We start from the raw sequence: 21,530 nt of genomic DNA on the forward strand, positions 1-21,530 counted from the left end.
GACCCCCGCTCATGTCCGTACATCCCGGCCCGATCACCGTCGCTCCGGCCGCCGCGGCGAAGACCCGGCGCCGCCGCGAGACCGCCGCCGCCTGGGCCTACCTGAGTCCCTCGGTCGTCGTCATCATCGGCCTCGGGCTGGTGCCCGTGGTGTGGTCGCTGGTCCTGTCGTTCCAGGCCGACGACCTCGTCACGCCGTCCCGGTTCGTCGGCGTCGACAACTACGCGGCGCTCGCGCAAGACCCGCACTTCGGCCAAGCGGTCGGCAATACGCTGCTGTACACGGCGTTATACGTCCCGCTGAGCATCGTGCTCGGCCTCGCGCTGGCGCTCGCGCTGAACCGGCGGGTGCGCTTCATCGGCGTGTACCGGACGCTGATGTTCGTTCCGTTCGTGTTGTCGGCGACCGCGCAGGGCGTGCTGTTCTCGTTCATCCTCGACCCCGAATTCGGCGTCGCCAATTCGCTGCTGCACCGGATCGGCCTGAGCCCGCAAGGGTTTCTGACCGATCCGTCGCAGGCGCTGCTCATCCTGGTCGCCATCACGCTGTGGAGCGGCACCGGATTCTGCATGGTGGTCTTCCTGGCCGCGCTGCAGGACGTGCCGCCGTCGCTCGTCGAGGCAGCGCGGCTGGACGGAGCCGGTCCGTTCCGGATCCTTCGGCACGTCACCCTTCCCGCGGTGCTGCCGGTGACCACGTTCCTGACGCTGTGGCAGCTGATCCAATCGCTGCAGGTGTTCGACCTGACTTACGTCACCACCAAAGGCGGGCCGCTCGGCTCGACCACGGTGATCGTCTACTTCATCTGGCAGCAGGCGTTCCAGAACTTCACCGCCGGATACGGCGCCGCCGCCGCGTACGTGCTCGCCGTCGTGCTGCTGGCGCTCGGGCTGGGCGTCCGGCTGCTGCGCCGCAACAAGGAGGTCCGATGACGACCCGCGCGCACGTTGCCCCGGTTTCCGCGTCTCATCTGCCCGAGGTGATCCGCGAGCGCAGGCGCTGGCGGCTTCCGTTCAGCCCGTGGCATCTGCTGCTGGCCCCGCTGGCGCTGGTGTTCGCGGCCCCGCTGGTGTGGCTGCTGCTCAGTTCGGTCATGAGCAACGCGGAGATCAACCGGTTCCCGCCGTCGCTGTGGCCGTCCGGGATCGATTTCTCCGGCTACCGGTACGTGCTGGAGAACGCGCTGTTCCTGCGGTGGTTCTCCAACTCGCTGATCGTCTCGTTCGTGACGGTGGCGGCCAACCTCGTCTTCGGCTCGCTCGGCGGGTACGCGTTCGCGCGCATGCGGTTCCGCGGTTCGAAGGTGATGCTCGGGCTGATGATGGCGACCATGGCGGTGCCCTTCCAGCTCACCATGATCCCGACGTTCCTGGTGATGAAGAAGCTCGGCCTCATCGACTCGCTCGGCGCGCTGATCGTCCCGTCGCTGGTCACGCCGTTCGCGGTGTTCCTGCTGCGGCAGTTCTTCCTGTCGCTCCCGCGCGAGCTGGAGGAAGCGGCCTGGATCGACGGCTGCTCGCGGCTGCGAGTGCTGGTGCGGATCGTGCTCCCGCTGTCGCGGCCGGCGCTGAGCACCGTCGCCGTGCTGACCTTCCTGAGCACCTGGAACGACCTGACCTGGCCGTTGATCGCGATCAACCACGACACCCAGTACACGCTGCAGCTCGGCCTGACCACCTTCCAGGGACAGCACCACACCAACTGGGCGGCGGTGATGGCCGGGAACGTCATCACCGTGCTGCCGGTGCTGCTGGCGTTCCTGGGCGCGCAGAAGACGTTCATCCAGTCCATCACCTCCAGCGGCCTCAAAGGCTGAACCGCACTCCTCCAGAGGAACCACGCATGCCGCACCGCTTCGACCTGCTCGTGCTCGGCGACGCCAACCCCGACGTCGTCCTCGGGCCGCTGACCGAGGATCTCGACTTCCGGCAACGGGAGAACCTCGTCGGCCACGGTTCGCTCACCCTCGGCGGGTCCGCCGCGATCACCGCCGCCGGGGCCGCCCGGCTGGGGCTGAAAGTCGCCTTCGCCGGGCGGATCGGCGACGACGCCGCCGGTCGCTTCGTCCGCGACATCCTCGCCGACCGCGGCGTCGACACGCGGGCCCTCACGGTGGATCCGACGTTGCCGACCCCGCTCACCGCGATCCTGACCCGCGACGACAGCCGGGCCATCATCACCAGTTCCGGAGTGCTCGACGCGGTGTCGGCGGCGGACGTCCCCGCTGAGTTGCTGGCGAACGCCCGGCACGTGCACGCCTCGTCGTACTTCCTGATGCCCAAGCTGGCCGCCGGGCTGCCGGAGCTGTTCCGCACCGCCCGCGCACACGGCGCGACGACCTCTTTGGACACGAACGACGACCCTGCGCGGCAGTGGGATCCCAGCGGCATCCCGCTGGTACTTCAGGAGACCGACTTCCTCCTCCCCAACGCCGCCGAAGCGCTGCAGCTGTCCGGGAAATCCAGCCTGCTCGACGCCGCGGCGCACCTCGCCGCACAGGGTCCGACCGTCGTCGTCAAGAACGGCGCCGACGGCGCGATCGCCCACCGCCGCGGCGAAACCGTCACGGCTCCCGCGTCCCCGATCACCCCGCTCGACACCGTCGGTGCCGGCGACAGCTTCAACGCCGCATTCCTCGCCGCGACGCTGCGCGGTCTGCCGCTGTCCGACGCGCTGCGGGCCGGGGTCTACGGCGGCGGCCGTTCGACGCTCGCGCGCGGCGGCATCGACGGCCAGCCGACCTGGAACGACCTCAATCTCGCCGAAACCACTGAAACGGAAACCGCATGACCACCAAGATCACCTTCATCGGCGCCGGAAGCGTCGTGTTCACCCAGGGCCTGCTCGCGGACCTGTTCGCCTACCCCGAACTGGCCGAGGTGCACGTCGCGCTGCACGACATCGACCCGGAACGCCTGCGGATCGCGCACGCGGCGGCCGGTCGCATCGCCGAAGCCCGCGGGGCCAAGCCCGTCCTCACCGCGCACGCGGACCGCCGCGAAGCCCTGGAAGGCGCGGACTTCGTCGTCAACATGGTCCAAATCGGAATGGGCGAGGCCACCCGCGTCGACTTCGACATTCCCGCTCGCTTCGGCGTGAAGCAGACCATCGGCGACACGCTCGGCGTCGGCGGGATTTTCCGCGCCTTGCGCACTTTCCCGTTCCTGCGCGAACTCGGCGAGGACATCGCGCAGGTCTGCCCGCAGGCATGGCTGCTGAACTACACGAACCCGATGGCGATGAACGTGCAGTACCTTTCCGAGACGCTCGGCTCGGACCGCGTCGTCGGCCTCTGCCATTCGGTGTACTGGACCGTGCACGACCTGGCCGCCCTGCTGGAAGTCCCGCTGTCCGAGGTCACCTACCACGCCGCGGGCATCAACCACCAGGCGTGGATCCTGCGGCTGGAACACCAGGGCGCGGACCTGTACCCGCGACTCGCGGAACTCGCCGAGGACCCGCAGCTGCGGCGGCGCGTGCGGTTCGACATGTTCCGGCGGCTCGGCTACTACCCCACCGAAACCAGCGAGCATTCCTCCGAATACGTGCCGTGGTATCTCGGCCACCCCGGCGAAATCGAACGACTGCGGCTGCCGATCGGCGCGTATCTGGACGTCGTGGCGGAGAACGAGGCCGAATACGAACGCACGCGCCAGGCCGTCGAACACGACGAACCGCTCACCGTCGAAGGCACCAACGAATACGCGCCGCAGATCATCCACAGTGTCGTCACCGGCACGCCGCGCACCGTTTACGGCAACGTGCTCAACCGCGGGCTGATCCCGAATCTCCCGGCGACCGGAGCCGTCGAGGTGCCGTGCCTCGCCGACGCCACCGGCATCCGTCCCACGCGGGTCGCTCCCCTGCCGCCGCAGCTCGCCGCGCTCAACCGCACCTACCTGAGCACCACCGAACTCGTGGTGCGCGCGGCGGTCGAGGACGATCCCCGGCACATCCGCCACGCCGCGATGGCCGACCCCGCCACCGCGGCCGCGCTTCCGGTCGAACGCATCTGGGAACTGTGCGACGAAATGGTGCTCGCGCACGGCGACGCGCTCCAGCCGGGATTGCGGAAAACACTGGGCAGCTAACGACTCTTGACGGCGCGGCGCGGTGATCCGCTAAACTTCTGGTGCCTGCCGGACGGGCAGGCGCCAGAAGTACGCCCAGCCGGTAATGCGGATGTTCCCGCGAGCCCGGACCCAGTCGCCAGGATGTCTTCGGCATATCCGAGGCGGGGCCGTACTCACCAACGCTGGAGTCACCAGATGCATTCGCTTCCTGGTCGGATTTCTCGCGGAACCGTGGCCGCCGCCCTGCTGATCGGCAGTTCGGCGTGCGCGCTCGGGGCGGGCGGCACCGCGGAAAGCGCGCCGCTGCCCTCGCCGCACAGCCAGGTCGAGGACGTTCCGCTGCCGGCCCCGCACGCCGGGTTCGACTACCAGATCGGCGGCCCCTACCAGCCGCCGGCGGGCGTCCAGGTCGTCAGCCGCGACCACAGCGCCCCGGCGGCCGCCGGGCTGTACAACATCTGCTACGTCAACGCTTTCCAGGCCCAGCCCGGGGCCGAAAAGGACTGGGGCGACCTGGTTCTGCGCGACGGCGACGGCAAGGTCGTCATGGATCCCGACTGGAACGAGGCGCTGCTCGACCTGCGCACCGCGGACAAGCGGGGCCGGATCGCGGACAAGGTCGGCACGTGGATCGACGAGTGCGCCGGCAAGGGCTACCAGGCTATTGAGCCGGACAACTACGACAGCTACACCCGGTCCCAGGGCCTGCTCAGCGCGCGCAACGCTCAGGACCTCGTCAAGCTGCTTTCCCAGCGCGCGCACGGAAAAGGCCTCGCGATCGGCCAGAAGAACACGTCGGAGCTCGCTTCGTCGCGAGTGGACAACGGTCTTGACTTCGCCGTCGCCGAGGAATGCGGCGAGCAGGACAATTGCGCGGAGTACACCCCGTATTTCGGCGACCGGGTGATCGTCATCGAATACTCCGAGGACGGTCTGCGCAACGCGTGCGCCAAGTGGGGAGACACCCTGAGCGTCGTCCGCCGCGACCGGGACGTCACGCCGAAGGGCGATTCCGCCTACGTCCGCGAAACCTGCTGAGACTTCCGTCATCCTGCCAGCGCCGCCGCGCGAGTGCTGGCAGGGTGGCGGAATGGACGACGAGTACCCGTTCGACAACGCGAGCGCCCCGGCGAGCGACCGGATGTCCGCCCTGGAGGCCAGCTACGACGCGACAACCGTCCGGCACCTGGGAAATCTCGGGGTCGGCGCGGGCTGGTCCTGCTGGGAGATCGGGGCGGGCGGCGGATCGATCGCCCGATGGATGGCCGAGCGGGCCGGACCGGACGGCCACGTCCTGGCCACCGACCTCGACACGCGGCTGCTCGCCGACCTGCCCGCGAACGCGTCGGCGGTGCACCACGACGTGCGCGAGGAGCCGTTGCCGGACCGGACATTCGACCTGATCCACGCCCGGCTGGTGCTGATCCACTTCCCGGAACGCGACGAACTGGTGGCGAAACTCGCCGGAGCCCTCGCCCCCGGCGGCTGGCTGGTCCTCGAGGAGATCGAGCCGCGCGGGCAGACCGTGCTCGCCACGCCCGACGACGAGAGCGCGGCGGTTTTCGGGTCTGTGCAAGGCCGGATCCTGGATCTGCTCGAACGAGCGGGCAGCGACGTCGAGTGGGCCGGGCGGCTGCCGGACGTGCTCGCCGGGGCCGGTTTGCGCGAGGTCGGCAGCGCGCGGGTGACGACCCGGTGGCCGGGCGGCGGGCCGGAAATCCGGTTGCTGGCCGCGAATTCGGTGGAACTGGCCGAAAAGCTGGCCGCGGACGGCATGCGACCGGAGGAGCTTGAGCAATTCCGCCGGGTGCTCGCCGATCCGCGGTTCACTGTGTCGTCCTATCCCCTCGTGTCGGTGTGGGGACGCCGTTAACGACGACGCGAGATCGCGACACCCGCCAAGCACAGCACCCCGCCGATGAGCCCGTACGCGCTCGGGGTTTCGGCGAGCAGCAGCCACGACAGCAGCACGGCCACCGCTGGCACGGCGTAGGTCACCATCGTCAGGCGACCGGCGTCCGTGCGGCGCAGCGCGTACGCCCACGCGGTGAAGCCGACCGCGGTGGGGAACACTCCCAAGTAGACGCTGCCGAGCACCGCGCCCGTGGGCGCCACCTGCACTTCGCTGATCAGCTGCGGTGCCCAGGGCAGCAGCACCACGGTCCCGACGACACAGCCGAGCCAGATCGCGGTCAGCCCGTCGACGTGGCGCAGCGTGATCTTCTGGACCATGACTCCGGCGGCGTAGAGCACGGCAGCCAGCAGGCACAGCAGGACGCCGGCCCAGTCGTTGCTTCCGGTGGCTCCGGTCGCGATCAGCGCGGCTCCGCCCAGCGCGACGAGCGAACCGATGACGAGCGAACGCGAGAAGCCTTCGCCGAGGAACTTCCCGGCGGCGACGGCGACCATCAACGGCGCGAGGTTCACCAGCAACGCCGCCGTCCCGGCGTCAACGTGCCGCTCCCCCGCGTTCAGGACGACGGTGTACGCGGCCAGCCACAGCACGGCGTACGCCGCAACCAGCAGAAACGCCTTACGCGACAGCCGGACTCGAACCGCGCCCTTGGCCACGGCGAACACGGTGAGCGTCACGGCCGCGACGGCGAGCCGCAGCAGCGCCAGCGGTGCCGGCGACAGCGCGTGCCCCACGCTGCGGATGGCGACGAACGACGAGGCCCACAGCACCACGGCGAGCCCGGCGGCGGCCGCGATCTTGCCGAGGTCGTTCTTGACTGCGGGCTGGGCGGTTTCCACGAGATCGGTCACCTGGCCATCGTCACCTCGCCCGTACGTACAGCACAAGCGATTAGTTCTGTACCTCCGTTAAGGGCCGCTGTACATTCGAACCATGCTGGACCTCCCCCGCCTCCGCGTGCTGCGCGCAGTCGTCGCCTCCGGTTCGATCCGCGCGAGCGCCGCCGCGCTCGGCTACACGCCGTCCGCGGTGAGCCAGCAAATCACCACGCTGCAACGGGAGACCGGGCTGCAGCTGTTCGAACGGTCCGGCCGCGGCATCGAGCCCACCGAGGCCGGCCGGACCCTCGCCGCCGAAGCCGAGGCGCTGTTCGAGTCCTTCAGCCGGGTTGAGCAGGTCGTCGCCGAACTGCGCGCCGGACGCGTCGGCAGGCTGTCGATCGGCTACTTCGGCTCGGCCGGCTCGACGTGGCTCGCCCCGACCGTCGCCGCGCTGCGCGCCGAGTTCCCCGGCCTGCGGCTGGACCTGATGCTGACCGAGTTCGCGCCGGGCGACCCGGACATCGACATCTTCGTGGAGGAAACCGGGGCCGAGCACCCCGGGTCGGTCGTCGTGCACCGGCTGGCCGAGGACCCGTACCTGGCGGTCGTCCGCCTCGACGACCCGCTCGCCGGGCTGCCGGAAGTCCCGCTGGCCGCGCTCGCGCAGCGGCATTGGGTCGACAACGACCTGCGCGAGGGCCCGTGCCGGCAGGTGCTGCTCAACGCCTGCACGCAAGCCGGGTTCTCGCCGAGTTTCGTCGTCGAAACGCACGACTACCGGACCGCGATGTCTTTCGTGGCAACGGGAATCGGGCTGACCGTGGTGCCCGCGCTGGGAATCGGCGAACTGCCGGACGGCCTCGCCACCGTCGCGCTGTCCTCCCCCGCGCCGGTCCGGCACCTCAGTCTCGCGGTGAAGAAGCCGATCGCGGACCACCCGGCCGCCCGGCGCGCGGTGGAACTGCTGAAAAGCCTGGTGTGCCCGGAGAAAACCAGCGTCGGCTGACCTCCCGGGCCTGACCCGATGCCCGGCGTGCCGCCGAAGTCCGTGAAGGACTCCTTGAGGGAATCAGAGTCCGTGAGGGGCCCCTTCACGGACAGCCAGGCTCGCCAGATCGCCGAGACTTCTCCCCCGCCGCCCGAAAGCCGTGAGGGGAACCCCGAGGGAATCAGCGTCTGTGAAGGTGGCCCTCACGGACGGCCGAGTCGCGAACGCCGAGGGTTCCGCCCGCCCCTCCGGGGAATCTGCTGCCGAGGGAGTCGTGAAGGGCCCCTTGAGGGAATCTGATTCCTTCAAGGGGCCCTTCACGGCACCGTGACCGGGGCGCGAATCGGGCAACCGGGCTTTCCCTGGTAACGAATGCACCACATTCCCGACGCGAATGCGCGACCGTGACCCCGAACGGACCAGCCGGTACCGGGTTCGCGCCGGACGACGGGTGGAAGAGGGCTCACCGGAACGGGTTGATGGCCTTCCGCCAATTTCTCCGGCTCTTTCCGCGCCGACCTGGGCGGCCGACCGGAAACCGACATCGTTACACCCCGATCGGGTAGGGATAACTCACGCGCAGTCCTCGTTAACGCGGCCCAAACCCGCCTCCGTCACCCTGACGAGGAGCGGCGAACCCCCGGGTTGGCGGATTGGCCGGGGGACCCCCTCCGTGCGGGAATGGTGTCACCGTCCGACATCGAAGTCGCCCGGTTTTCCTCAGGGAAAGGGAAGGGTTCGCTTTCATGGACGTCCGGTACGAGGCTTTTTGCTTCGCCGATCCGCTGTTCTTCGACGAACCGCGGGAAACCCCGGGCGCGGCAGGAGACCTGGCCGCGAGCCTGCCGCTGCCGGGACCCGAGTGGACGGCCGAGCAGCACGGGATCTGGCGTTCGCTGCGCCCGGCGGGCCGGGAACTTCCCGCCCAGGGCTGGAAAATCCACGTCTCCGCAGGTCTGGACAACGCCGGGCGCGTACTGGCCAAGGTGCATCAGTACTGTGTGGAGCGCCGGGTCGCGTACAAGCACCTGCGCTCCCGGGCGATCCTGATCAGCCGCAATTCGAAATACGCGCCGCGCGAAGGAAGCGGCAAGCTGATCACGATTTACCCGGAGTCCGATGAGGCGCTAGCCCGGATACTGCGCAACCTTTCCGCCGAGTTGGAAGGCGAGCACGGCGCGTATATTCTGAGCGATCTCCGCTACCGCGAAGGCCCGCTTTACGTCCGGTACGGCGGATTCGCCGAACAGTGGACCGAACACGCCGGAACCCGGGTGCTCGCAATCCGCCATCCGGATGGCACGCTCGTGCCCGACCGGCGGGAACCGTCCTTTTCCGTGCCGGACTGGGTGTCCATTCCGGCCTGTTTGTCCGACAGCCTGGCCGCGCGCAAGAACGGCGCCCGGTTCCCGTACCGGGTGACCGGTTCCCTGCACTTTTCTAACGGCGGCGGCGTTTATCTGGCCGAACGAGGGGTCGACCGGAAAACCGTCGTGCTGAAGGAGGCGCGCCCGCACGCCGGGCTGGACCGGGACGGCACCGACGCGGTCGCCCGGCTGAACCACGAGCGCGAGGTGCTCGAACGGCTGGCGGACGTTCCGGGGATCCCCCGGGTGTACGAACAGTTCACCGTGTGGGAGCACCATTACCTGGCGATGGAGCACCTGCCCGGCATCGCGCTGAGCAGCTGGCTCGCCCGGCACTACCCGCTCACCAGCGGTTCGCGCGGCGAGGCCGATCTCGCGGCTTACCGCGAACGCGCTTTGGCCGTGCTGGCGCAGGTCGAGCGCATCCTCGCCGACATTCACCGGCACGGGATCGTCTTCGGCGACCTGCACGGGAAGAACGTCCTCGTGGACGAGCAGGACCGGGTGTCGCTGGTCGACTTCGAGCTGGCCGTCGACGCCGATTCCGGCGACCGCCCGGGGCTCGGCGCGCCCGGCTTCCGCGCCCCCGCCGACCGGCACGGGTTCGAGATCGACGAGCACGCGCTGGCCGCGCTCCGGCTGTGGCTTTTCCTGCCGCTGGTGATGCTGCTGGAACTCGCGCCGAGCAAACTGCGCGGGATCGCGGACTTCGCCCAGCGGCGGTTCGGCCTTCCCGAGGAGTACGCCGACCGCGTGGTCGCCACGTTGGCCCCGCGCGCCGAACCGCCCGCCGCGACGCACACCGCGCTGGACGAGCCGCGGCCGGACTGGTCGCTGGTGCGCAAGCAGATCGCGGAAGCCATCCTCGCGAGCGCCACGCCGGACCGCGTCGACCGGCTGTTCCCCGGCGACATCGAACAGTTCCGCTCCGGCGGCGCGGGATTCGGCGTCGGAGCCGCGGGCGTGCTGCACTCGCTGCACGTCGCCGGAGCAGGCCGTTATCCCGAATACGAGCAATGGCTGCTGGCCGCGGTCCGGCGACAACCGCCCTCTCGGCCCGGTTTCTTCGACGGCAGCCACGGCATCGCGTACGTCCTGGAGGAATTCGGCTACGCGGCGGAGGCCGACGAACTGCTCGCCGCGTCGCAGTCGCTGGCCGGCCAGACCACCGACCACGGCCTGGAAAGCGGGCTGGCCGGGATCGGCCTCGCCCGCCTGCACTTCGCGACGGCCCGGGGCGACAACGAGTTCGGCCGCCAAGCCCTGGACATCGCCGTCCGGCTCGCGACCGCATTCGAGACCGCCGAACCGCCCGGCCGCTTCGCCAGAGCCGGACTGCTGAGCGGCTGGTCCGGACCGGCGTTGCTGTTCCTGCGCCTGTACGAGCACACCGGCGAGCCGTCCTGGCTCACCCTCGCCGACCGGGTGCTGGCCCGCGACCTGGAGGAATGCGCCCCGGCGTCCGACGGATCGCTGCAGGTCCGCGACGGCGCCCTGCGCACGCTCCCCTACGCCGCGATCGGCAGCGCCGGAATCCTGCTGGTCGCCGAGCAGGTCGCCCGGCACCTCCCGGATTCGGCGACGGCCCGGAGCCTGCCCGGTTTGCGGGCGGCGTGCCGCGGCGAGTTCGTGATCCACCCCGGCCTGCTGTACGGCCGGTGCGGACTCGCCGCCGCGCTGTCCTTCGCCGACGAGCCGGACCGGGAAGCCATCGACCTGCACCTGTCCCGGCTGTCCTGGCACGGCATCCCGTACCACGGCGGGCTGGCCTTCCCCGGGAACCAGCTGCTTCGCCTGTCGACCGACGTCAGCACCGGCAGCGCGGGGGTCCTCCGCACGCTCGCCGCACTACTGGACCGCGCGGAACTGCTGCCCTTCCTGGGCACCGCGCCGTCCCCGCACACCTCCGGCCGATGAGCGCCGGCGGACCCCGAGAGAAGGGAACACCCATGGAACACGTCCTGGAGCTGCAGGCGTTGGAGGCCCCGGAAGCCCTCGAAGGCCAGGGACTGGACCACCACGGCCACAGCCACTACAGCGCGTACTGCGGCGACAGCACGCTCAGCCTGCTTCTCTGCTACTGACCGCGGGCGGGGCGGGAACGGCGCAGGCCAAGTGCGCCGTTCCCGCCCCGTTCATTCTGCCCCGACGGCCCGCGGCGGTCGCGTCGAGGCGGACGTCGACGGTCCGGCAGCGCGGGTGCGGCTGGTTCGCCTCGCGCGTCTGGCCGACCACGGGCCCGGCGGGGCCCAACGAAGATCACCACGCGAGCGGACCTTCGACGGCAATCACGCCAGCCACCTCGACACGTTCACCGCCGCAGCCCTGGCCCACCACAAGCCCGACGACACCCACGCGAGCGGACTTTCAACGGCAACCACGCGAGAGGAGCGACATGGCCGGATCCGCCGATCGCCTGCTGCTCTCCGCCGCCCTGCTGGACCGCCCCCGGCTGGCCGCAGTCGTCCTGACGTCGCTGATCTCCGCCGGAGCCGGACTGCTCCTGCCCGGAGCACTGGCCGCCGCGACCGACGCGGTGCTCGGCGGACGAAGCAGCACCGGCGCGGTGGTGTGGCTGCTTGTCGTGGGCGTCGCGGAGATCGCCGCCGATGCCGTCGCCATGCTTCTTCCCGCCCGGCTGACCAGCAACGCGAGCGCCTGGCTGCGCCGCAGGGTGACCGACCGGCTGCTCGCCCTCGGCACCCATTCGCCGTTCGCCCCCGGCGACGCGGTCAGCCGGGTGAGCGGCGATTGCGCGGCGGCAGGCGGCATCGCCGCGGTCATGGTGCAGCTGATCGCGACCGGGCTGATGTCCTCCGGCGCGGTCGTCCTGCTCGCGCTTCTGGACTGGCGGCTGGCGCTGGTGTTCCTCGGCAGCCTCCCGTTCGCCTTGTTTCTGGCGCGGTCGCACCTGCGCGGAACAGCCAAGGACGTTCTCGCCTACCAACAGGTTTCCGGCGAACTGTCCGCCCGGCTGCTCGACGCGGTCGCCGGACTACGGACGATCGCCGCGTCCGGCACCGCCGACGCCGAGGCCGCCCGGGTGCTGCGACCGCTGCCGCGGCTGAATCTCGCCGGCCAGGGCATGTGGCGGACCCAAGCCCGGATGGTGTGGCGGGCCGGCCTGCTGCTTCCCACGGTCGAGATCGTCACCCTCGCCGCCGCCGGTTTCGGTGTCCTGGACGGACGGTTGAGCGCCGGGGACGTCCTCGCCGCACTCGGCTACGTCGCTCTCGGCCTCGGCCTGGTGACGCAGATTCCTTTGCTCACCACCCTTTCCCGGATCCGCTCGGCCGCATACCGGATCACCGAGGTCCTCGACACCGAGCCACCGCCTCGCGGCGCCCTCGGACTGTTGCCCGGAAACGGCACGCTGGAACTTCGCGGCGCCACGGTGCACGGTGCGCTGGCCGACGTCGACCTCACTATTCCCGGTGGTTGTTTCGCCGCCGTGGTAGGGAGTTCCGGCTCGGGAAAGTCCACTGTGGTCAGTCTGCTGGCCGGTCTCCGCCGCCCCGACGCCGGACAGGCCCTGCTGGACGGTCGCGACCTCGCCGTGCTGCGTCCCGACGAACTCCGGGCCGTTGTCGGGTATGCCTCTGCTGAGCCCGCGCTGCTTGGTGTCACCGTTTCCGATGCGGTCGGCTACGGATCCTGGGCCAGCGTCCCGGCGGTGGACGCGGCCTGCCGGACTGCGCGTATTCACGACGTCCTTGTGCGGTTGCCCAGGGGTTACGACACGCTGCTCTCCGAAACTCCGTTGTCCGGCGGGGAAAGCGCCCGGGTGGGCCTCGCTCGTGCGCTCGCGCGGAACCCTCGGGTGCTCCTGCTCGACGACGCCACCGCCAGTCTGGACACGATCACCGAACGCGCCGTGACGGCGGAGCTGGGCCGCCGGACCCGGGTGGTGGTCACGCATCGGGCCGCGATGGCCGCGCGGGCGGATGTGGTGGTGTGGCTTGCGGCGGGGCAGGTCCGCGCGGTCGGGCCGCATGCGCGGTTGTGGCAGATGCCGGGGTATCGCGCGGTGTTCACGGAGGAGACGTGATGCTGCGGAATAGCGTCGCAGGGCAATGCTGCGACGACGCAGAACCCAAGCTGCGGAGTTTCCCCAAACCAAGCGCTGCGCGGCGATTCGCTGACGTCACGTCGACAGACGAAGCGTGCATGATCCGCCCGCACCTGCCGCAGCGTCACCACAGCGTGCTCGCGGAGCAGCCATGACTGTCGGCCGCCTCTACTGGAACGCCCTCGCCGGGCAATGGCGCGGCGGGCTGGTTCTCCTCGCTTGCTCCGTCCTCGAAGGACTGCCCGCGTTCTTCTCCGGACGCCTCGTCGAACTGGCCGTCAACAGCGGGTTCGCCGCGGGCAAACCCGGCGTCGGCCTGGTCTGGCTCGGAGTGTTCGGCCTCGCCGCTCTCGCGGGCGCGTTCGGGTCCCGGCTGGTGTGGCGGCAGCTCGGCAAGGTCGTCGAGCCTCTTCGCGACGCGCTGGTGACCGCCGTCGTCCGCGGAGTGCTGCACGATCCCGCACCGCCGCGGAGCGGGCCGGACGCGCGCGGGGTCGCCCGGATCACCCAGCACGTCGAGGTCGTGCGCGACGCCACCGGCGGGCTCCTGGTGCAGGCCCGCGGCATGATCGTCACCACCGCGGCGGCGATCGCGGGACTGATCACAGTCGCGGGGTCGCTGGCGCTGCCGGTCGTAGTCCCGGTGGTGCTCGCGCTGGCCGGGTTCGCCGCGCTGCTGCCTTCCCTTGCCCGGAGGCAACGCGCGCTCACGCTGGCCGACGAAGGCACTGCGGCCGCGACCGGTTCGATCTTCGCCGGGATGCGGGACGTCGTCGCCTGCGGAGCCGAACCGGTCGCCGCGCTGACTGCCGACCAGGCGGTGGACCGTCAAGCCGCCGCGGCGGTACGGGTAGCTCGGTCGGCGGCGCTGCGGTCGCTGATCGTGGCGCTCGGCGGGTTCGTCCCGCTGGTGCTCGCGCTCGCTCTCGCGCCGTCGATGGTCGCCCGGGGCGAGCTGACCGCCGGGGCCGCACTGGGCGCGCTCGTTTATCTGGCCACCACTCTGCAACCCGCGTTGCGCGGGCTCGCCGCCACTGCGTCCACGGTCGTCCTTCGCCTGCTCGTCGCGCTGCGGCGGCTCGCCGAAACCACCGCCCCGCCGGAACGCCCTCCGGCGACCGAGAGCCCCGCCGGAATCGGCCTCACCGTGCGCGACCTGACGTTCCGTTGGGGTGCGGCTCCGGAACCGGTCGTCCGAGGCCTGAACCTCGATCTGCGCCCGGGCGAACATCTGGCGGTGGTCGGTCCGAGCGGCATCGGGAAGTCGACGCTGGCCGGTCTGCTCACCGGCCTGCTGGTGCCGCAACACGGCGAAGTCCGGCTGGGCGGCGTGCGAGCCGGAGAACTGGCCGACCGGCCTCGGCATCTGGTGTTAGTGCCGCAGCAGGCTTACGTCTTCGCCGGGACGCTGCGCGAAAACCTGTCGCTGTTCCACCCAGAAGCCTCCGACCGGCGTCTCGTCGCAGCCGCCGAAGCCGTCGGCGCCGCCCCGCTGCTGGCCCGCCTCGGCGGCCTGGACGCCGAACTCGGCCACGGCGCGGAGGGCCTGTCCGCCGGGGAGGCACAGCTCCTCGCCCTGGCGAGAGCCTATGCGTCGCCGGCCGGAGTCGTCGTCCTGGACGAGGCGACGTCCACTTTGGACCCAGCGGCGGAGGTCCACGCGGAACGCGCTTTCGCCGCCAGGGGAGGCACCCTGGTGGTCATCGCACACCGGTTGTCGTCCGCGGTCCGGGCGCGGCGGGTGCTGCTGATGGACGGGCGGGACACGCTGCTGGGCCGCCACGACGAACTTCTCGCCGCAGCACCGAGGTATGCGGAGATGATGCGGGCTTGGTTGCCGGAACAGGCTGGGTCACGGCTCGAGGCCAGCTGAGTGGGCGGCGTTGAGTGGGGGCGTTGAGCGGGGGCATTCGCGGATATGCCAGCAGCCGATTGAATGTCTGCTCCGCCGCCTCTGCTGTTAGGCCATGGCCGCGGCCCAGGCTCAGGGACTCGACGCTGTGCACGGTGCCAGACCTCGCCGGAGTCAGGGTGAAGCCATGGCAGCAGCCGAGGTCCGGCAAAGGCAGCACATCCCGCTGAGCGCGACGACCGAAGTCCGGCAAAGCCAGCACTCCAGCTGAGCGCGACGGCCGAGGTCCAGCAAAGCAGCGCGCCTCACCGGGCGCGACAACCGAGGTCCGGCATAGCCAACGCTATCCGGCCGGGCGCGACAGTCGAGATTCAGCAAAGCCAACGCATCCGACCGGGCGTGACAGTCGAGGTCCTGATGTTCCTCGCCAACGGCAGGTCCCGACACCGCACGGCCTGCCGTCGCTCACCGTTTCGCCTGTCCCCCAGCGCATACCGCATCACCGGCACGCGGCTGGTCGCGAACCTCCCCCGCGACCAGCCGCCGACGGAACCCCGCTCAGACCTTGCGCGGCACCGACGCGATGAGGGTCTTGCTGCCGTTGCGGCCGAGGTAGATGTCGACCTTGCCGAAGCCGCCGGACGGGCCGGGTTCGGTCCAGCCGAAGGTTTTCGGGGCGTCGGACGCGGTGCGGGTCTGGACGTCGAACAGCGTGCCCGCCTGCCGGAACTCGAAGGTGACCGTGGTGCTGCCCGCCGTCGGGTCGTCGATGACGAATCCGCTGACGCCGACGGCGCGGTTGTACCAGGTCAGCGTGCCGCCGGTGCGGCCGCCGCTGATGCTGCCGCCGAAGTCCGACGTCGGGTAGCCCGCTGCGTTCGCGGCGCCCGCGCCGCCGAGTGCGGCGACTGCGGACAGGACAAGACCGATGGCGATGCGTTTCATGGCGTTTCCCCCAGGGATGGTCGATTCTGGGCGGAATCGTACGTGGCCGCAGCGTGCAGCGCGGGATTATGCGTGAAGTCCCCGGGGCGGCGCCGGTCTCGTACCGGCGACGCGGTCCTGTGCGGGTCAGACCACTCCGGCCGCGATCAGCTGTTCCCAGATCACCCCCTGGTCCACTACCTCGACGCCGAGTTTTTCGGCCTTCGTGAGTTTGCTGGCGCCGACGTCCGCGCCGGTGATGAGCAGGTCCGTGCTCGCCGAGACTGACGACGCGGTGGTCGCGCCCGCGGTCTCGCACAGGCGCTGGAACGTGGGGCGCGGCACCTTCTCCCCCGATCGCGGGTCGCTGATCGCGCCGGTGACCACCACGGTCTTGCCCTCCAGCGGCGCTCCCGCGACGACCGCGGGCGGGAGGTCTTCCTCCAGCACGTCGAGGGACACCCCGCGTTCGCGCAGGCGCTCGAGTTCCGGGCGCAGCCGGGTGAGGTGTTCCACCAGCGAGGCGGCGACCTTCGGTCCGATGTCCTCCACCGCGACCAGCCCGTCGACGCCCGCGTCGAGGACCGCTTCCAGCGAAGCGAATCCGGCCCGGCACAGCCGCGCGGCGGTGCCTTCCGACGCCATCGGGATCGCGAGCCCGATCAGCGCCCGGCGCAGCCCGACCTGGCGGCTGGCGTCGATCGACTCGATCATCCGCGTCGCCGAGACCTCGCCAATGCGGTCGAATTCCAGCAGGCGTTCCTTGGTCAGCCGGTAGAAGTCCGACGGGTGTTCCAGGATTCCGGCCTCGGCCAGCCGTTCGATCCACACGCCGCCGATCGCGTCGATGTCCGCGGCCGCCCTGGACGCCCAATGGATCAGCCGGCGCACGGTCTGGGCCGGGCAGGAAACGTTGGTGCAGAACAGTTCCCGGCTGTTGCCCTGTTCGGTGAGCGGCTGCTCGCACGACGGGCACGTCGAGGGCGGCACGATCTCCTGCTCCGCGCCGGTCCGCTTCGACTCGTCGAGCACCCCGGCGACGAACGGGATGACGTCGCCGGCGCGCCGCACCAGCACGGTGTCGCCGATCTTGATGCCGCGGGCGCGGATGACCTCCTGGTTGGCCAGGGTCGCGCGCGTGACCGTGGTCCCGCCCACGAACACCGGCTCCAGCCACGCGACCGGCGCGATCTTGCCGGTCTTGCCGACGTCCCAGACCACATCGGACAGTACGGTCGTCTTCTCCTCGGCGGCGAACTTGTACGCCAGCGCCCCGCGCGGCGAGCTCGAACGGGTGCCCGCGGCGGCGTACGCGGCGCGGTCGGCGAGGCGCAGGACGGCGCCGTCGATGTCGTAGTCCAGGTCGTTGCGCTGCTGTTCGATCGTGGTGATCACCTCCTGCGCGGAGGCCGCGTCGGCGCAGCGGCGCATGTCCGCGGCGGTGAACCCGAGCGCCAGCAGGCCGCTGCCCAGGTCGGTCTCCGCGCTGCCGGGCTCGGTGTCCAGGTCGAAGGCGAAAAACCGCAGCCGGCGCTCGGCGACCGCGGCCGGGTCTTTCGCGCGCAGGGTGCCCGCCGCGGCGTTGCGGGGGTTGATCAGCGGTTTGTCGGGGTGCGCGGTGTTGTAGGCGGCGAACGTCGAGCGCAGCATCACCGCCTCGCCGCGGACCTCGACCCGTCCCGGGGCGCCGACCTGATGCGGGATGCCGTCCGCCAGCGCCCGGACCAGCATGGTCACGTCGTCGCCGGTGGTCCCGTCGCCGCGGGTGACCGCTCGGGCCAGGCGGCCGTCCTCGTACACCAGGGCCAGCGAGAGGCCGTCGAGCTTGGGCATCACGACCACCGGCTGGCCGGGGAACCGGCCGAAAAACGCCTCGACCTGCTCCGGCTTCGTCGCCTTCTCCAGCGACAGCATCGGCCGCGAATGCCGGATCGGCGCGTGCAGCACCGCGGGCCCGCCCACCTGGTCCAGCGGATTCGGGTCCGGGGCCAGCTCCGGGCTCGCCTCGATCAACCCGCGCAGCTCGTCCTCGATCGCGTCGTACTCCGCGTCCGCCACCACCGGCGAACCCCGGTAGTACGCGTCGCGCAGCACTACGACCTGATCAGCGAGCTCCTGAATACGTTCCCGAACGTCCACGACCCGGAACGCTACCTGGCCCCACCGACAAAACCCGGCTCCGACTCAAACCGGGAGGTCAGGACGACAGGGGGACGGCGGGCGGTTCAGGTCCGCCGCTCGGGCCTCGCCGGAGCGGCGCGGCGGTTGTTCCGGATGGTCTGCGCGGCCTCGGCGCCACCTCGCCAGTGCAGCCGGGAATATTCTCCACGTGCTTTTCCGGAATGCTCGCTCCAGCCGTCGGCAATTCGGTTCCGCGAATCCGCCGACGCGCCGTGTCGCGAAAAGGGAAGATCGGGCGATGAAGCGCCAAGCAGGCAGCGGACTGTTGGAGGAGCTGGCGCGACTCGCCGGGCGAGCGTGAGCGTCGGTGTGCCCGCAGCTGATTCCGGACGAGTCCTGATCGTCTGTGGAATCCGAAGAGATTTGCGCAATGCGTGCCGGTTGAATGCTGCCGTCTCGCACCGTGGCGGAAATAGAGATTGCCGCTTCCGGGCGCGAATTCGTCAAGGCCCGGGGCAGGGGTGCGGCGTTCGATTACAGCGAGCGGCGGGCGGCGAACCTGGCCAGCGCGAGTCTCGCGCGGTTGCCGTCCGACGGGTCTGTGCGGCCTCAACCCGCTCGGCTGACGCCGCCGGCAAAGACAAGACTGTTCTTTCGACGGATTGCCGCGCACCCTCGATGCCATCGTTCGCCCGACAGCGGGGAGTTCAGGGGTGCCGACCGAAAATGACGTCGATCGTGAGCTTGTTCTCGAGCAGGAGTACGTGACCGCCTTGTACGGGAGGCTCGACGCGCTGCGCGAGCAGGCGGCAAACGGTCTCGAAAGCTCAGACCCGGAGGCGGCAGAGCTCTGGCGGGCTGAACTGGCTCGTCTGGAGGCCGTCGAGGAGGGGCTTTGCTTCGGACGGCTGGAGATGCACGACGGGAGCCGGAGGTACATCGGCCGGGTGGGGTTGTTCCGCGACGGGGCGGACGAGCCGTTGCTGCTCGACTGGCGGGCTCCGGCGGCGCAGCCGTTCTACACCGCGACGATGGCGGAGGCAGACGGGGTTCGGAGGCGGCGGCGCATCACGACCCGGGGGCGGGCGGTTTCCGCGCTGGACGACGAGTTGCTCGATCCCGACGCCGCCGGCGCCGGGACGCTGGTCGGCGAGGCCGCGTTGATGGCGGCGCTCACCGCGGAGCGGACCGGGCGGATGGGCGACATCGTCACGACGCTGCAGGTCGAGCAGGACCGGATCGTCCGCGACGGGTGCGCGGGGGTGCTGGTGGTGCAGGGCGGGCCGGGGACCGGGAAGACCGCGGTGGCGCTGCATCGGCTGGCGTATCTGATGTACACCCGGCCGCCGTTGCGCACGCGAGGGGTGCTGGTGATCGGGCCCAGCGACGTCTTTCTCGACTACATCGGGCAGGTGCTGCCGGGGTTGGGCGAGCAGGCCGTGGCGACCGCGACGATCGCCCGGTTGCGGCCGGACGCCGAGGTCAGCCGGGTGGATCCGGCCGAGGTCGCGGAGGCCAAAGGGCGGGCGGAGGCGGCGGATCGGATCGTCGCGGCGGTGTGGGGCCGGGCGGGGGCGACCGGCGAGGCGGTGGAGGTGGAGTTCGAGCAGCAGGTGGTGCGGCTGGAGCCCGCCGAATGGCGAGAGGCGGTGGAGTTCGCTTCCGGCAAGGGGCTGCCGTACCACCCGGCGCGGTTGGTATTTCAGCAGCGGATGGTGGAACTTCTCGCGCGGCGGTTGGCCGATCAGATGGAGGACGTGGTGTTCACCGAGAGCGGTCAGGCCCTCGACGGCGGGAGCGCGGACGGTCGGCTCAGCGCGGCCGACCTGCGGGCGCTGGCTGCGGCGGGGGTGGTGCTCGGGCCGGATCAGGACGACGGGCCTCGGCGGTTGCTGGACGAGGTCGATCTGGCTGACCTGCGCAAGGCGTTGCTGGCCGACGTCGCGGTGTGCGGGGTGCTGGACGAGCTGTGGCCCGCGCTGACGGCGGAGGGGGTGGTGGCTGAGGTGTTCGGCGAGCTGAGCGACGTCCGGCCTGCGGACGAGGCGGCGGGAGAAACCAGTGCGGGAAACGATGAGGCGCCGAAAACGGGCGAGCCGGGCGGGGGCTGGAGTGCGGCGGATATTCCGTTGCTGGACGAGGCTTCCGCGGTGCTCGGCGAATCCGCGGGGACGTTCGGGCATGTGGTGGTCGATGAGGCGCAGGAACTGTCCGCGATGGCGTGGCGGATGGTGATGCGGCGCTGTCCCGCGAAGTCGATGACTGTCGTCGGAGATCTTGCGCAGACCAGCGATCCGGCGGGAGCCACGTCGTGGGAGCAGGTGCTGGAGCCGCATGTGGCGGATCGCTGGCGGTTGGCGGAGTTGAGCGTCAACTACCGGACTCCGCAGGAGATCATGGCAGCTGCGAGCGAGTTGTTCGCGGCGCAGCACCCTGGGCTCCAGCCGCCGCGGTCGGTGCGGTCTGCTGGTGAATCGCCGTGGCGCCAGCAGAGCACGCTTGCTGAGATGGCAGGGGTCATCCGTGATATTGCAGGTGCGCGTCGTGGCGGGCAGTTGGCGGTCATTGCTCCGGCGTGCCATCTCGCCGCACTGCGGGACGAGTGCGGCGCGACGGTGCTGACACCTGGGGAGGCCAAGGGGCTGGAGTTCGATTCGGTGCTGATCGTCGATCCGGGGCGGATTCTCGACGCTCCCCTGGGGCGCAACGATCTCTACGTCGCGATGACGCGCGCGACCCGGCGGCTGGGGATCGTCCATCTTGGACCGGTGCCTGCCGAGCTGGCGCGGATCCGGGAGCGGTAATTCAGGAAGCAGTGCCCGTTTCGAGTTCCTTCAGGGCGCGGGCCAGGCGCTTGATCATGGAGCGTCCGTCGTCGACCTGGAGGCGGGCGAATTCGTAGCCGAGGACGCCTTCGCCGGTGATGCCGATCTGGCCCCGGAGCGCCTGCGCGACCCCGGAATTCAGCTCGGGTTCGGAGACCCAGGCGAGCTGGTCGAGAGTCCAGGAGTGCACCGGCTTCCCGGGAGCGGCGCGGACGATGCCGCCGACGGTGAACAGGGCGACCCGGTGCGAGGTGAGGGAGAAGACGAACCGGCCCGGCGTCGGGATCGGGACTTGCGGGGCTTCGGCTTGCCCGCGCCGCGCGGCAAGCGCCATGCCGGCCGCGCCCGCGAGTCCGGCGATGCCCGCCGCGCCGCCGATCATCGTCTTCCGCACGCCGCCGACACGGAAGGCGATGAGCGCGTTCAGCACGCGCTCCCCCGGCGCGAACTCTCCGGCCAGGCGGCTCTCGACCTTTTCCCGCAGCGTCACGATCCGCAGCCTTTCCCTACTCGTCAATGGGTTCCGCTGTCGATCACGACCTGGCGGTGCCAGGAGATTATGCGTGCGGGGGCGC

At 70.5% G+C, this 21,530-nt stretch carries 15 protein-coding genes and 1 pseudogene; 12 read left to right on the top strand and 4 right to left on the bottom strand.

Annotation, left to right across the window (positions count from 1 at the left end):
- Nucleotides 1-11 precede the first annotated feature (11 nt).
- From ACZ7OI_RS09835 to ACZ7OI_RS09860, 6 genes and pseudogenes are all read left to right on the top strand, one after another.
- On the top strand, nt 12-932 hold the full coding sequence (locus tag ACZ7OI_RS09835) for a carbohydrate ABC transporter permease (protein ID WP_470263777.1): 921 nt from the start codon (nt 12-14) through the stop codon (nt 930-932).
- The gene (locus ACZ7OI_RS09840; RefSeq protein ID WP_470263778.1) at nt 929-1,816 is read left to right on the top strand and encodes a carbohydrate ABC transporter permease; all 888 of its coding nucleotides are present in this window, start codon (nt 929-931) and stop codon (nt 1,814-1,816) included. Before ACZ7OI_RS09835 ends, ACZ7OI_RS09840 begins: the two co-directional genes overlap by 4 nt.
- Before the next feature lie 26 nt (nt 1,817-1,842).
- Nucleotides 1,843-2,790 carry a carbohydrate kinase family protein gene (locus ACZ7OI_RS09845; protein ID WP_470263779.1) on the top strand — a complete coding sequence of 316 codons (948 nt, stop codon included), beginning with the start codon at nt 1,843-1,845 and terminating at the stop codon, nt 2,788-2,790.
- Nucleotides 2,787-4,091, top strand: a complete 1,305-nt coding sequence (melA, locus tag ACZ7OI_RS09850) for an alpha-galactosidase (protein WP_470263780.1) — start codon at nt 2,787-2,789, stop codon at nt 4,089-4,091. The genes ACZ7OI_RS09845 and melA overlap by 4 nt, the downstream gene beginning before the upstream one ends.
- A gap of 213 nt (nt 4,092-4,304) precedes the next feature.
- A complete protein-coding gene (locus ACZ7OI_RS09855; protein ID WP_470263781.1) occupies nt 4,305-5,111 on the top strand; it encodes an endo alpha-1,4 polygalactosaminidase in 807 nt (268 codons plus the stop codon).
- Between the two features lie 103 nt (nt 5,112-5,214).
- Nucleotides 5,215-5,553: pseudogene (locus tag ACZ7OI_RS09860) on the top strand (class I SAM-dependent methyltransferase); the annotation flags it as partial.
- 389 nt (nt 5,554-5,942) lie between these two features.
- Here the strand turns inward: ACZ7OI_RS09860 and ACZ7OI_RS09865 are convergent.
- On the bottom strand, nt 5,943-6,839 hold the full coding sequence (locus tag ACZ7OI_RS09865; RefSeq protein ID WP_470263782.1) for a DMT family transporter: 897 nt from the start codon (nt 6,837-6,839) through the stop codon (nt 5,943-5,945).
- An 82-nt stretch (nt 6,840-6,921) separates the two neighbouring features.
- Between ACZ7OI_RS09865 and ACZ7OI_RS09870 the strand changes: the two genes are divergently transcribed.
- The 5 genes from ACZ7OI_RS09870 to ACZ7OI_RS09890 all read left to right on the top strand — a co-directional run bounded on the left by ACZ7OI_RS09870 (nt 6,922) and on the right by ACZ7OI_RS09890 (nt 15,106).
- Nucleotides 6,922-7,815 (top strand): LysR family transcriptional regulator, encoded by an 894-nt coding sequence (locus ACZ7OI_RS09870; protein WP_470263783.1) that lies wholly within the window; start codon nt 6,922-6,924, stop codon nt 7,813-7,815.
- A gap of 728 nt (nt 7,816-8,543) precedes the next feature.
- Entirely contained in the window at nt 8,544-11,081 is a 2,538-nt protein-coding gene (gene lanKC / locus ACZ7OI_RS09875) for a class III lanthionine synthetase LanKC (protein WP_470263784.1), read from the top strand.
- A 32-nt stretch (nt 11,082-11,113) separates the two neighbouring features.
- Nucleotides 11,114-11,248 (top strand): class III lanthipeptide, encoded by a 135-nt coding sequence (locus ACZ7OI_RS09880; protein ID WP_158242558.1) that lies wholly within the window; start codon nt 11,114-11,116, stop codon nt 11,246-11,248.
- Nucleotides 11,249-11,559: 311 nt separating this feature from the next.
- On the top strand, nt 11,560-13,212 hold the full coding sequence (locus ACZ7OI_RS09885) for an ABC transporter ATP-binding protein (protein ID WP_470263785.1): 1,653 nt from the start codon (nt 11,560-11,562) through the stop codon (nt 13,210-13,212).
- A gap of 172 nt (nt 13,213-13,384) precedes the next feature.
- Nucleotides 13,385-15,106, top strand: coding sequence for an ATP-binding cassette domain-containing protein (locus ACZ7OI_RS09890; RefSeq protein ID WP_470263786.1), 1,722 nt, complete (start codon nt 13,385-13,387; stop codon nt 15,104-15,106).
- A 537-nt stretch (nt 15,107-15,643) separates the two neighbouring features.
- Here ACZ7OI_RS09890 and ACZ7OI_RS09895 read toward each other — a convergent pair.
- Together ACZ7OI_RS09895 and ligA are read right to left on the bottom strand one after the other, a co-directional pair.
- Nucleotides 15,644-16,030, bottom strand: a complete 387-nt coding sequence (locus tag ACZ7OI_RS09895) for a hypothetical protein (protein ID WP_470263787.1) — start codon at nt 16,028-16,030, stop codon at nt 15,644-15,646.
- Nucleotides 16,031-16,156: 126 nt separating this feature from the next.
- Nucleotides 16,157-18,148 (bottom strand): NAD-dependent DNA ligase LigA, encoded by a 1,992-nt coding sequence (gene ligA, locus ACZ7OI_RS09900; protein WP_470263788.1) that lies wholly within the window; start codon nt 18,146-18,148, stop codon nt 16,157-16,159.
- Between the two features lie 695 nt (nt 18,149-18,843).
- On the opposite strand from ligA, the gene ACZ7OI_RS09905 reads away from it, so the two are divergent.
- The gene (locus ACZ7OI_RS09905) at nt 18,844-20,934 is read left to right on the top strand and encodes a HelD family protein (RefSeq protein WP_470263789.1); all 2,091 of its coding nucleotides are present in this window, start codon (nt 18,844-18,846) and stop codon (nt 20,932-20,934) included.
- Between the two features lies 1 nt (nt 20,935).
- On the opposite strand, the gene ACZ7OI_RS09910 is transcribed toward ACZ7OI_RS09905, so the two are convergent.
- A complete protein-coding gene (locus tag ACZ7OI_RS09910) occupies nt 20,936-21,445 on the bottom strand; it encodes a hypothetical protein (protein ID WP_470263790.1) in 510 nt (169 codons plus the stop codon).
- Nucleotides 21,446-21,530 lie beyond the last annotated feature (85 nt).

This window comes from Amycolatopsis sp. NPDC114503 (assembly GCF_055633655.1).

Excerpts from the sequence above, each read along its gene's own strand:
- lanKC (WP_470263784.1), top strand. The coding sequence starts at position 8,544 with ATGGACGTCCGGTACGAGGCTTTTTGCTTCGCCGATCCGCTGTTCTTC.
- ACZ7OI_RS09845 (WP_470263779.1), top strand. The coding sequence starts at position 1,843 with ATGCCGCACCGCTTCGACCTGCTCGTGCTCGGCGACGCCAACCCCGAC.
- ACZ7OI_RS09890 (WP_470263786.1), top strand. The coding sequence starts at position 13,385 with ATGACTGTCGGCCGCCTCTACTGGAACGCCCTCGCCGGGCAATGGCGC.
- ACZ7OI_RS09880 (WP_158242558.1), top strand. The coding sequence starts at position 11,114 with ATGGAACACGTCCTGGAGCTGCAGGCGTTGGAGGCCCCGGAAGCCCTC.
- ACZ7OI_RS09885 (WP_470263785.1), top strand. The coding sequence starts at position 11,560 with ATGGCCGGATCCGCCGATCGCCTGCTGCTCTCCGCCGCCCTGCTGGAC.
- melA (WP_470263780.1), top strand. The coding sequence starts at position 2,787 with ATGACCACCAAGATCACCTTCATCGGCGCCGGAAGCGTCGTGTTCACC.
- ACZ7OI_RS09870 (WP_470263783.1), top strand. The coding sequence starts at position 6,922 with ATGCTGGACCTCCCCCGCCTCCGCGTGCTGCGCGCAGTCGTCGCCTCC.
- ACZ7OI_RS09835 (WP_470263777.1), top strand. The coding sequence starts at position 12 with ATGTCCGTACATCCCGGCCCGATCACCGTCGCTCCGGCCGCCGCGGCG.
- ACZ7OI_RS09840 (WP_470263778.1), top strand. The coding sequence starts at position 929 with ATGACGACCCGCGCGCACGTTGCCCCGGTTTCCGCGTCTCATCTGCCC.
- ACZ7OI_RS09895 (WP_470263787.1), bottom strand. The coding sequence starts at position 16,030 with ATGAAACGCATCGCCATCGGTCTTGTCCTGTCCGCAGTCGCCGCACTC.